This window comes from Kribbella qitaiheensis (assembly GCF_014217565.1).
Classification (GTDB): Bacteria; Actinomycetota; Actinomycetes; order Propionibacteriales; family Kribbellaceae; genus Kribbella; species Kribbella qitaiheensis_A.
On the sequence record NZ_CP043661.1, the window covers coordinates 2,555,536 to 2,565,858 of the forward strand.

At 67.8% G+C, this 10,323-nt stretch carries 12 protein-coding genes; 5 read left to right on the top strand and 7 right to left on the bottom strand.

Features of this window, described 5'->3' with window-relative positions; genetic code table 11:
• Window positions 1-158: 158 nt before the first annotated feature.
• Together F1D05_RS11690 and F1D05_RS11695 are read right to left on the bottom strand one after the other, a co-directional pair.
• Window positions 159-380 (bottom strand): biotin/lipoyl-binding carrier protein, encoded by a 222-nt coding sequence (locus tag F1D05_RS11690; protein WP_185447567.1) that lies wholly within the window; start codon window positions 378-380, stop codon window positions 159-161.
• Window positions 381-427: 47 nt separating this feature from the next.
• Window positions 428-973: a CGNR zinc finger domain-containing protein gene (locus F1D05_RS11695; RefSeq protein ID WP_185447568.1), complete on the bottom strand. Its 546-nt coding sequence runs from the start codon at window positions 971-973 to the stop codon at window positions 428-430.
• A 68-nt stretch (window positions 974-1,041) separates the two neighbouring features.
• Here F1D05_RS11695 and F1D05_RS11700 point away from each other — a divergent pair, with 68 nt between their 5' ends.
• Complete coding sequence (locus F1D05_RS11700; protein ID WP_185447569.1) at window positions 1,042-2,217, top strand: MFS transporter; 1,176 nt, start codon at window positions 1,042-1,044, stop codon at window positions 2,215-2,217.
• Entirely contained in the window at window positions 2,207-2,791 is a 585-nt protein-coding gene (locus F1D05_RS11705) for a GNAT family N-acetyltransferase (RefSeq protein ID WP_185447570.1), read from the top strand. The genes F1D05_RS11700 and F1D05_RS11705 overlap by 11 nt, the downstream gene beginning before the upstream one ends.
• Before the next feature lie 21 nt (window positions 2,792-2,812).
• Here the strand turns inward: F1D05_RS11705 and F1D05_RS11710 are convergent, their stop codons facing one another.
• Window positions 2,813-3,676 (bottom strand): SIS domain-containing protein, encoded by an 864-nt coding sequence (locus tag F1D05_RS11710; protein WP_246486611.1) that lies wholly within the window; start codon window positions 3,674-3,676, stop codon window positions 2,813-2,815.
• Window positions 3,677-3,828: 152 nt separating this feature from the next.
• On the opposite strand from F1D05_RS11710, the gene F1D05_RS11715 reads away from it, so the two are divergent.
• From F1D05_RS11715 to F1D05_RS11725, 3 genes are all read left to right on the top strand, one after another.
• The gene (locus tag F1D05_RS11715; protein ID WP_185447572.1) at window positions 3,829-4,611 is read left to right on the top strand and encodes a DeoR/GlpR family DNA-binding transcription regulator; all 783 of its coding nucleotides are present in this window, start codon (window positions 3,829-3,831) and stop codon (window positions 4,609-4,611) included.
• Window positions 4,612-4,837: 226 nt separating this feature from the next.
• Window positions 4,838-5,467 (top strand): O-methyltransferase, encoded by a 630-nt coding sequence (locus F1D05_RS11720; protein ID WP_185449117.1) that lies wholly within the window; start codon window positions 4,838-4,840, stop codon window positions 5,465-5,467.
• A 140-nt stretch (window positions 5,468-5,607) separates the two neighbouring features.
• On the top strand, window positions 5,608-6,666 hold the full coding sequence (locus F1D05_RS11725) for a Fic family protein (protein WP_185447573.1): 1,059 nt from the start codon (window positions 5,608-5,610) through the stop codon (window positions 6,664-6,666).
• 25 nt (window positions 6,667-6,691) lie between these two features.
• Here the strand turns inward: F1D05_RS11725 and F1D05_RS11730 are convergent, their stop codons facing one another.
• The 4 genes from F1D05_RS11730 to F1D05_RS11745 all read right to left on the bottom strand — a co-directional run bounded on the left by F1D05_RS11730 (window position 6,692) and on the right by F1D05_RS11745 (window position 10,321).
• Window positions 6,692-7,891: an aminotransferase class I/II-fold pyridoxal phosphate-dependent enzyme gene (locus F1D05_RS11730; RefSeq protein ID WP_185447574.1), complete on the bottom strand. Its 1,200-nt coding sequence runs from the start codon at window positions 7,889-7,891 to the stop codon at window positions 6,692-6,694.
• Window positions 7,888-8,610 (bottom strand): alpha/beta hydrolase family protein, encoded by a 723-nt coding sequence (locus tag F1D05_RS11735; RefSeq protein ID WP_185447576.1) that lies wholly within the window; start codon window positions 8,608-8,610, stop codon window positions 7,888-7,890. Before F1D05_RS11735 ends, F1D05_RS11730 begins: the two co-directional genes overlap by 4 nt.
• 114 nt (window positions 8,611-8,724) lie before the next feature.
• Complete coding sequence (locus F1D05_RS11740) at window positions 8,725-9,726, bottom strand: amidohydrolase family protein (RefSeq protein ID WP_185447578.1); 1,002 nt, start codon at window positions 9,724-9,726, stop codon at window positions 8,725-8,727.
• Window positions 9,727-9,799: 73 nt separating this feature from the next.
• Complete coding sequence (locus F1D05_RS11745; RefSeq protein ID WP_185447580.1) at window positions 9,800-10,321, bottom strand: 3-hydroxyanthranilate 3,4-dioxygenase; 522 nt, start codon at window positions 10,319-10,321, stop codon at window positions 9,800-9,802.
• Window positions 10,322-10,323: the final 2 nt, after the last annotated feature.

The window sequence follows — 10,323 nt, forward strand, 5'->3', positions numbered from 1 at the left end:
TCGGGTACACCCTGGTTCGACCCTGGGATGCCAGTACGACGAGTCAACGGGCCCCGCGACCGGGAAGTTCCCCGGCGCGGTGGTCGCTCTCGTAGTACAAGACGTATGAGCGGGCATTCTGGTTGAACGCCAGCGGTGTGTCTCGTGGAGAGCCACCGCTAGTTCTCTTCGATCACGGCGATGGGGTCGCCGTCGCGGACGACCTCGCCCTCGGCGACCTTCATCTCGGTGATGGTGCCGGCCACCTCGGCGAGGACCGGGATCTCCATCTTCATCGACTCGAGGATGACGAGGGTGTCCTCCGGGCCCACGATGTCGCCGGCCTTGGCGGTGATCTTCTGGACGTTGGCCACCAGCTCGGCCACCACGGTGTGACTCACGCGCGTCCCTCCTCCGCCCAGGTGTTCCCCGGGTCTGTCCGAGGATCCTAGTTCTCCTTACTGAGAATTTGCCTAGCCCGGTACGACGCGACCCGGGTGCGGCTCGAGCAGGTCGGAGTACAGAACCGGCGCGGGCGACGTTCGGCGGCGTTGACGAAGACCCGCTCGCAGTCGGGAGCCGCGCAGCTGTCTATCGCCTCGAACCCATGGCCGGCGGCGAACCCCGCGAGACCGAGCGCGGCTCCGGCGGCCATCCACTCGGCCCAGGTCGCCCCGGGCTTGGCCACATGCAGGTGCCACGGCGACTCGTCGTGATCCGACAGATAGGGCCGTACGGCGTAGTCGGCGAGCAGGTCGTTGAGGATGCCGGCCGCCTCGCGTGGCTCGGCATGGAAGACCGGGCGGAGGCGTTCACGGACCGCCTTCACGGCCATCAGATCGCGCTCGTCGACCGTCACCGACGGCTCGCCGTGGTCGGCCAGGAATCGCTCCAGGTCGGCCGGCGACGTCAGCGCCTCCGGATCGAGGGACTTGGTGTTCACCAGGTCCACGGCGATCCGGATCATCCGGTCCGGGGTCGTCAGACTCTCCACTCGACCGAGCGTAACGCCTCTGTTAACGTAACGCGTAACTGCCAAATATGCGTTACAGAGGAGTTCTGATGCCGGCCCGCTACCTGACCGCCGCGACGCTCGCGCGGCTCGGGGACGAGATGGTCGCCTTCACGCTCGTCCTGCTCGTCCTGGAGCGCACGGACAGCGCGGCGCTGGCCGGTGTGACCGGGGCTGCCTACGCACTGCCGGCAATCGTGACCGGCCCACTGCTCGGCGCATGGCTCGACAGGACGCAGTACCGGCGTACTGCGTTGGCTCTGAACCAGGCTGTCCTAGGTGCGGTGATGGTCTCCATGCTCGCCGTGGTCGGGCATAGCGCTCACTGGGTGACACCGGTGCTCGCGGCAGTCGCCGGTACGACGCTGCCGCTGGTCAGTGGCGGCTTCACCAGCATGCTGCCGAGCCTGGTGCCGTCGGAGCTTCTCCCCCGGGCCAACTCACTGGAGGCAGCCAGCTTCGGCGTAGCCACGATCACCGGCCCGGCAGCGGCCGCCACGATCACCGCAGCGGTGTCGGTGGAGGCGGCCGCACTGGTGATCGCCGTGACGGCGGCTCTCAGCATCCTGGCCATCACCCGCCTGCCCGCACTCCCGGCAGTTCACGGAAGCCAAGAGTCCTTCCTGGGTTCAGCAGTAGCCGGCTTGGCTCACCTGGCCCGTACTCCGCGCCTGCGGGCGTCAACAGTGACCACGACTTTGCTCATGGGTCTTACCGGGATGCTCCTGATCACCCTGCCGCTACACATGGCGTCGCTCGGCATGCCCCGATCGGCGGCAGGCTACCTGTGGGCGGTGTTGGAGTTGGGCAGTGTCACTACAGCCCTTCTCTTGGGCAACTTCCAGACCCGCTGGCGCCCGGAGCACGTCGTCATGCTGTCGGTGGCCGCTTACGGGCTGGCCTTCACCGCTTGGCCACTGGCGGGCAGCTTTGCCGTACTGCTGGTGCTGGCTGCGGCTACCGGCCTCCTGGAAGGGCCGATGCTCCCAGCGATGTTTGCTGCTCGTCAGGTGTACAGCCCGTTGGAACTGCAAGGCCGGGTGAGCACAACTGCGGCCAGCCTCCGAGTGGGCGCGGCAGCCCTCGGCCAAGCGACAGCAGGGCTTGTGGTGCCGCTTGTAGGCACCCACACTGCGCTCCTGCTGATCGCCGCAGGTCTGCTCGCGGCCTCAGCCGTCGGCTACGCCTCCAGCTACAACAAGAGGAGGGTGGCACATGCTGGTTAAAGCCTGGGCGGAGGGCTGGGCCATAGCCCGGGGAACAGCTGCACCAGTGGAGGTAGCCGACGGCTATCGCATCGACGTCGGCTTGCCAGGCCACGTCGCGCGCTATGTACTCCCAGCTCACTCGCCGGCGCTGGCGGCTCGCCTGACGACCCCCGGTACGTGGATGAAGATCTGCGGCCCCGCGCCCGTGCTCGACGAGCGCTGGCAGGTGCAGGCGCTGGAGTACCTGATGAGCGCGCAGCTGACAGCGGAGCCGCCGCGTCACCGGCCGGAGTACGAACTCCAGTTGACGCGGGTCGGCAGCGTCCTCGACGTGGTCGTCAGCAGCCAAGGTGAGCCTGCCGCGCGCGGCAGGGCGGGCCTCGCCGGGGAGTACGCCGTGATCGACCAGGTGGTCACCGAACCCGGCCACCGACGCCGGGGGCTCGGCACCACCGTCATGCGCGCGCTCAGCCAGGCGGCCAGCCACAGCGGCGCCCGTACCGGAGTACTGGTCGCTACAGCTGACGGCCTAGCTCTCTACAGCCGCCTGGGGTGGGCACTGGTATCTCCTGTCACCGCTGCTCGACTGTGAGCGCCAGGAGACCAGTAGTCGTCAGCCGAGGATGACCGAGCGGCTCAGGCTGCGGGGCTGGTCCGGGTTGAGGCCGAGCGCGAGCGACTTGGCTACGGCGACCCGCTGGGCGACCACCAGGGACGCCATCGGGTCGAGGTCCGGGTGGTGCACGATCGTGGCGCCGGTGGCGCGGACGTCGTCGAGCAGACCCTCCGGGGCTTCGCCGAAGATCCACACCCCACGGCCGGGCTCGGCAATCGCGATCGGGCCGTGCCGGTAGTCCATCGCCGGGTACGCCTCGGTCCACGCCGACGCCGCTTCACGCTGCTTCAGGCCGGCCTCGTGCGCGAGCCCGATGGTCCAGCGAGTGCCCAGGTAGGTGAGCTGCTCCAGCTTCGCCAACTCGTCGACATCGATCGTCAGCGCCTTCTCGGCATCCGCCGCGGCGTGCGTGAGGTCCTCCCCGAGCGAGGCGCGCAGCAACGCGAGGGTGGTGGTCGCGAACCTGGTCTGTACTACGGACTGCTCGTCGGCGAAGTCGAGCATGATCGTGTGATCCGCCAGCTCCACGATCGGCGAATCCGGGGTCGCGGTGATCGCGATCGTCGGCAGGTCGGTGTTGCGGACCAGGTCGAGCACCTCGGTCGTCGTACCCGAGCGGCTGATCACCACGACGGCGTCGTACTTGCGTCCGGCCGGGAACTCCGACCCGGCGAACGCGTCGGTCTCACCCTGGCCGAGGTCCTCGCGCAGCGCGGCGTACGCCATCGCCATGAACCACGAGGTGCCGCAGCCGACGGCTGCAACGCGTTGCCCAGGCTCGGGCAGTGCGCCACCGTACTGCGCGAAACCGGCCGCGACCTGCCGCCAAAGGTCCGGCTGAGTGGCGATCTCAGTGCTCACGAAGGACGTATCACTCAAAACGGGCGTGTCGGTCATGTCGTCTCCGGACTTGTAATGGTCGAAACTGCTCGAACGTGATCGAATGGTGCCAACCGGCAGCCGTCCGGCTGACCGATTGTGTGCGGTGTGATCTTCTGTAGGAGGAGCCCCGGTTGAAGCGTTATGAACGGCTGAACACGTTGCTCGAGTCGCTTGCGGAAAAGGGCGCCATCGATGTCGACGAGCTCGCCGAGCAGTTGCATGTGTCGGCGGCGACGATCCGGCGGGACCTCGACCACCTGGGCAAGCAGCAACTTCTCACCCGGACCCGCGGCGGCGCCGTCGCCAACGCGGTCTCGTACGACCTGCCGTTGCGCTACAAGACTGCGCGTTTCGCCTCCGAGAAGCAGCGGATCGCGCAGGCCGCGGCCACCCTGGTCCGGCGCGGCATGGTGATCGGCATGAACGGCGGCACCACGATCTCCGAGGTGGCGCGGACGCTGGCGACCCGGCCGGAGCTGTCCGCCGAGCACGGCGAGCCCGCCTTCACCCTCGTCACCAACGCGCTGAACATCGCCAACGAGCTGATCGTCCGGCCGCACGTCAAGATGGTGCTCACCGGCGGCGTCGCCCGGCCGCAGTCGTACGAGATGATCGGCCCGCTGTCGCACCGGATCCTGGTCGACCTGTCGCTGGACATCGCCTTCATCGGCGTCGACGGGATCGACGAGACCGGCGCCACCGCCCATCACGAGGGTGAGGCCAACATCAACCAGCTGATCGTCAGCCGGGCCGCCAAGGTGGTCGTGGTGGCCGACTCGTCCAAACTCGGCCAGCGCGCCTTCGCCCGGATCTGCGAGCTGAGCGAGATCGACACGCTCGTCACCGATGCCCAGGCCGACGAGTCCCAGCTGGCCGTCTTCAAGGAAGCCGGGATCGACGTCATCCGGTCCTGACACCCCGCACCTCCCTGTCTCGCTTCTTTCCGTTGATCCGCCGGGTGGCCCTGAGGCTGCCCGGCGGCTCCTTTCTGCGTGCTCAGGTAGATCATATCTGCTCAGGGCCAGAAGTTACGAGCAAGAGTGCGCAGTGCTCGCGCGGGAGACGCAGAAACGGGACCCGGGGACGCTAGGCTTCGGGTCAGCAGCGACACCGATCAGGGAGGGCATCATCGCCACGGGCATCGACCCCACGTCCTGGGCCTACGCCGAGGACTACACCGGTGAGAACGAGGTCGTCACCGGTGCACGGGCGAGCGCTGAGTACAGCGGCGTGTCCCCGATCGGTCCCGGCGCGGCCTCCGCGCTGAGCCTGCTCGCGGCGGCGGTCGGCGCCAAGGCCGTGGTCGAGATCGGCACCGGGACCGGCGTCTCCGGGCTGGCCCTGCTCCGCGGGATGCGCACCGACGGCACCCTGACGACGGTCGACATCGACGCGGAGAACCAGCGCCTGGCCCGCAAGACCTTCCTCGACGCCGGCGTACCGTCCAACCGCTTCCGGCTGATCGCCGGCTCCGCGCTCGACGTGGTCACGCGGCTGACCGACGGCCACTACGACCTGGTCTTCTGCGACGCCGACAAGCGCGAGAACACGGCGTACCTGCACGAGGCCCTGCGCCTGCTCCGCCCCGGCGGCGTCGTCGCCTTCGCCAGCACCCTCGCGCACGGCCGCGTCGCCGACCCGGCCCACCGGGACCCGGACACCACCGCCGTCCGCGACGTCATCCGCGCCATCCGCGACGACGACGACCTCGTCTCCGCCCTACTCCCCGTCTCCGACGGCCTCCTAGCCGCCGCCAAACGCTTCCCGTAGACCTCCGCCCTCCCCGTCACTCAACGAACCCGAGAGCTACGGGGTGTAGCTGGAACGTGGTAGAACTACCTAAAAAAACCAACAATGGCGCTAATTCGATCATCGATTAGTATGATTGTTGATTTTTTAGGGGGTTTGAGATGCGGTCCTTCGCCGACCTGGATCGACTGATCGGTCAGGTGCCCGCCCAGGTCGTCATGCGGCTACGCGACATCGACACCGGGCGCGGCAGCGAGGCGCTCTACCGCCATCAACTACCGGCTCTACTCACCGAGCTCGCCAGCCGGGCCCGGGTCGAGAGCATTATCGCGTCCTCGGCAATCGAAGGGGTCATCGTCGCCGACCCGCAGCGAGCGCGGCGGATCATCGATGGTGATGCCGGCGTTCTCCGGACCCGCAGTGAGCAGGAGTTGGCCGGCTACCGGAAGACCCTCGACTATCTCTTTCAGGAGGACTGGCGGCCGCTCAACGTCGGGCTGGTGTTGCACCTCCATCGATTGCTGTGGTCCGAGACAGCACTGGACGGCGGACACCTCAAAACCGATGACAACCTTGTGGTGGACCGCTCACCCGACGGCACGGTCACGGTCAGGTTCAAGCCGGTTCCGGCAGCGAAGACCGAGAGCTACCTGGCTGATCTTCTCGCCCGGTATCGGTCGGCGCAGGCTGCCGCCAAGCATCACCCGATCCTCCTGGTCGGGCTGGCTGTTCTGGATCTCCTGGTCATCCACCCCTTCGCCGACGGCAACGGCCGAGTCGCCAGGGCCCTGACCAACGGCCTGCTCGTCGACGCCGGCTACGAGGTCTGCAGGTGGGTGTCGCTCGAGCAGTCGATCGCCGACAGCGCGGACCAGTACTACGACACGCTGCTGCGCTCCACTCACGACTGGCACCAGGATGCCGCCGACCCCTGGCCATGGCTCGGGTACTTCGTCGCGACCCTCGCCTCGGCGTACGAGACCTTCGCCCGTAAGGCGGCGGCCGATCGATCTGGCAACAACAAGCAAGCCAGAGTCCGCACCCACGTCCTCAAGCACGCGGCTCCGATCTTCAAGCTCGCCGATGTCCGAACCGCTCTGCCGGGAGTCAGCGACCAGACGATCCGGCTGGTTCTCGACCAACTCAAGTCGGAGGGAGTGCTGGCACCCGAAGGCACCGGCCGGGCGGCCCGCTGGCGTCGCGCGCCCTCTCTCCCCTAGCCGCTGAACGCTTCCCTAGATAGGGCTAGCTCGTCAGTAGGTGGGTCAGGCGGGTGATGGCGGTGGGGACGGCTGGGGTGGTTGTGAAGCAGAGGCGGTAGTAGCCGGGGGTGGGGGTGTGGAAGGTGGCGCCCGCGGGGAGGTGGAGGCGGGCGTCGGTGAAGATGCGGGTGGCGAGGGTGGACTCGGCTTCGAAGGTTGGTTCGGGGAGGAACTGGCGGAGGTCGAGGTAGAGGAAGAGGCCGGCGGTGGCGGGGAGATAGCTGAGGCCGGCCGCGTCCAGGGCTTCTGTCGTACGCCGGTACGCCGTTGCCAGGCGGGACCGGGATTCGGTCAGGAAGGCGTCGGTCCAGGCAGTGTCGGCCAGGAGGTCCCGGAGGAGCACCTGGGTGTCGCTTGATGGGGTGGCGAAGCGGCCGAGTCGTTCCGCGATCGTGCGGACGTCGGGATTGCGCGTTTGCAGTACGCCGACCTTGTAGCCGCTGAGGCCGAAGTCCTTGGCGAATCCCCACGCGAGGTGGAGCCGGTCGGCCGGGAACTTCAGCCGGGACGCGCTGACGAAGGATCCGTCATGGACCGATCCGGCGTAGATCTCGTCGACGATCAAGTGCAGGTTGTGCCGCGCCGCCACATCCGCGAGGGCCTGCAAGGTGCCGGCGTCGTACACCAGGCCAAGCGGGTTGCCGGGCGACAGCAGGCACACGGCCCGCGGTCGCTCACCACGATCGAGTGCCTCGGTGATCGCGGCGTCTACTGCCTCCGCGCTCAATACGAAGTCCGGACCAGGCTGTGCGGGAATCACCCGTACGCCGGCCCTTCCACCGAATGCGCCATCCACACCCGGGAAGTACGGAGCCGGCACGACGATCGCCTCCCCGGGGTCGCACAAGGCATATGCGAGCGCCTCCAGGACCGGCCCGACGCCCGCCAGCACCACCAGCTCCCCCGCATCAACCTCAACGCCCTGCAGGCCCGTCAGAAACCGGGCGAGCTCCACCCGAAACGGCAGCGACCCGGCCAGCTCCTGGTACTGCGTGTCCTCGGCCGTCACCCGCCGAGGCGCTGTGAGCCGTGGTTCGAGGAGGTCGAAGACGAGCCGGTTCTCCGCGGTACCGAGGTCGATGTAGCCGTCCGGGTTGTCCGCCGACCACGGATCCGCGGCCATCACGGCATAGACATCCGGCCCGGGCCGTCCCAGCTGCTGCGCCCGGTGGGACACGCTCACCCGGAGAACCTCGTCAGCTCCGCCGTCACCTGGTGCCACGCATCGGCCAGCGGGTCGATCACCTCGTAATGCCCGGCTCCCTTCACGAGCACCAGCCTGGCCGTCGGATGCGCGGTGAAGTATGACTCCGCGACCGAGACCGGCACCCGCGTGTCCGCGGTCCCGTGCACGATCGCCACCGGCATGATCGGCGCCGGCAGACGCACCGGGTCGAGATCGTTGCGGACGCCGCTACCGACGAAGTCCTGTACTGCGCCGTCGTCCAGCCCCAGCTGATCCGCCAGCAGCAGATCCGCCACCGGGGCCAGCGCGAGCGTCCCCCGCAGACGCACCGGGTTGAGAGTGGCGGCCGCCCACAACGCCAGGTGCCCGCCCGCCGAATGCCCGATCAGCAGGAACCCGGCATGCACGTCCATCAGGTCCGGTAACCGATCCAGGGCAGTGCGTACGTCGGCCGTGGTCAGATCCGGCTGCCCTGGCTCCCGCCTGTACTCCAGCGAGGCCACCGGCCAGCCCTCGTCCGCGAGCGCCTCGCCGAGCGGCCGGGCGTGGGTCCGGTCGTACTCCGGCCGCCAGAACCCGCCGTGGATGAACACCACCAGCGGCCGATAGTCCTTGGCGTGCCAGACGTCCATCACCTGGTCCGCGTGCTCGCCGTACCGGAGCAGCTCGTCGGGCTCGCGCGCCGCACGGGTCAGAACGGAACGGTCCTCGCTCATCCAGACCTCCTAGTGCCCCGTGTCGAAAGTTCCGTCAGCGATAGCGGTGTCGAGGTGCGTGCCTGGGCACCGCTAGCGCAGCGGAACTTTCGACACGGGGCACTAACGGAGAGGTCAGGACCTCCCCAGGTAACGCAGTGCGTTCGCGGACAGCAGTTTCTGCTGCTGCCCGCCGGACAGGAAGCCGGCCTTCCGAACCACCTCGCCGACCGGCCGCTCGCCCAGCGGATACGGGTAATCACTGCCGAGAATCAGTTGGTCTTCTCCAAGCGTATCGACCAGCAACCGCAACGCCGCGGTCTCGAACACCACTGTATCCACGAAGAACCGGTCAAGATAAGTGCTTGGCGGATGCAACGACCGGCCCCGTACGACGTCACCGCGGCGCTGCCAGGCGTTCTCCACCCGGCCCAGCCAGAACGCGAAACTCCCGCCACCGTGGGCGAAACAGATCCGTAGCGACTCGGGCAGCTGATCGAACGCGCCACCGAGGATCATCGCGAGTATCGAGAGGTGCGTCTCGCCCGGCATCCCGGTCAGCCAGCGCGCCATCCAGCGATCCAGCCGCGGCCCGCCCGGCATGTCCCACGGATGCACCAGAACCGGGGCGCCGACCTCGGCACAGTGCTTGAGGAAGGCAACGATCCCGGCATCGTCGAGGTCGCGATCGCCGACATGGTTGCCGATCTCGACACCTACATGCCCGGCCGCGAGGCAGCGGTCGAGCTCGGCGCAGGCCGCGTCCGGGTCCTGCAACGGCACCTGACAGAAAGGGATCAGCCTGTTGTCCCCGGCAAGCGTCTCCAGGGTGAGATCGTTGAAGATCCTTGCCACCTTGACCGCCTGGTCGGCAGGCCGGTCGTAGGCGAAGAACACCGGCGTCGGCGAGACGACCTGGAGATCGATGCCGTCGGCATCCATATCCTCGCGCCGGACCACCGGATCCCACGTCTGCGGGCCGATCGGGCGGAACTCGGTCTCGCCGACCATGATCATCGCGGCGCGCTCGGAGTCGATCCGCAGCCACGGCCAGCCGTCCCCACCACAAGCCGCCGCGAGGTCGGGCCATCCCTTAGGGACGAGGTGAGTGTGTACGTCGACAATCGGCCCGGTCACCCGAGCCGCCGACCGGCGTACGGCGGGGAGCCGGGCGTCTCACGCCGGCAGACCGCAGGTACGCAGTACTGGGTCATCCGGCCTTGCCCGGGTGAAGGGTGCCGCAGGTCGGGCAGGTTCTGGCATCTTCGCTCTCGTAGAAGGCCTTGAAAACCGGTGGGAGGTCCTCGACTATGTCGTTCACCTGCAGCTCGACCTCGTGCACGATGCCGTCGCAGTTCGCGCAGTACCAGCGGAACTTCTCCAGCGTGCCCTGCTCGCGGACGCGCTCCATCACCAGGCCGATCGAATCCGCGTCGCGCTGCGGCGAATGCGGCATGTTCCGCGGCAGCACCCACATCTCGCCCTCGTTGATGTCCACCCGGGCCGGCCCGTCGTCGGTCATCACGTCGACGTGCATGGTGCCCTTGATCTGGTAGAAGAACTCTTCGTACGGGTCGACGTGGAAGTCGTTGCGGGAGTTCGGCCCGCCGACCACCATCGTGATGAAGTCGTCCCCGGTCGGGAACATCTGCTTGTTGCCGACCGGCGGCTTCAGCAGGTGCTTGTTCTCCTCGATCCAGTTCGGGAAATTCGTCGACTCCAGGTTGACCATCG

Coding starts and splice junctions, on each gene's coding strand:
- F1D05_RS11705 (WP_185447570.1), top strand. CDS start 2,207: ATGCTGGTTAAAGCCTGGGCGGAGGGCTGGGCCATAGCCCGGGGAACA.
- F1D05_RS11700 (WP_185447569.1), top strand. CDS start 1,042: ATGCCGGCCCGCTACCTGACCGCCGCGACGCTCGCGCGGCTCGGGGAC.
- F1D05_RS11745 (WP_185447580.1), bottom strand. CDS start 10,321: ATGGTCAACCTGGAGTCGACGAATTTCCCGAACTGGATCGAGGAGAAC.
- F1D05_RS11725 (WP_185447573.1), top strand. CDS start 5,608: ATGCGGTCCTTCGCCGACCTGGATCGACTGATCGGTCAGGTGCCCGCC.
- F1D05_RS11735 (WP_185447576.1), bottom strand. CDS start 8,610: ATGAGCGAGGACCGTTCCGTTCTGACCCGTGCGGCGCGCGAGCCCGAC.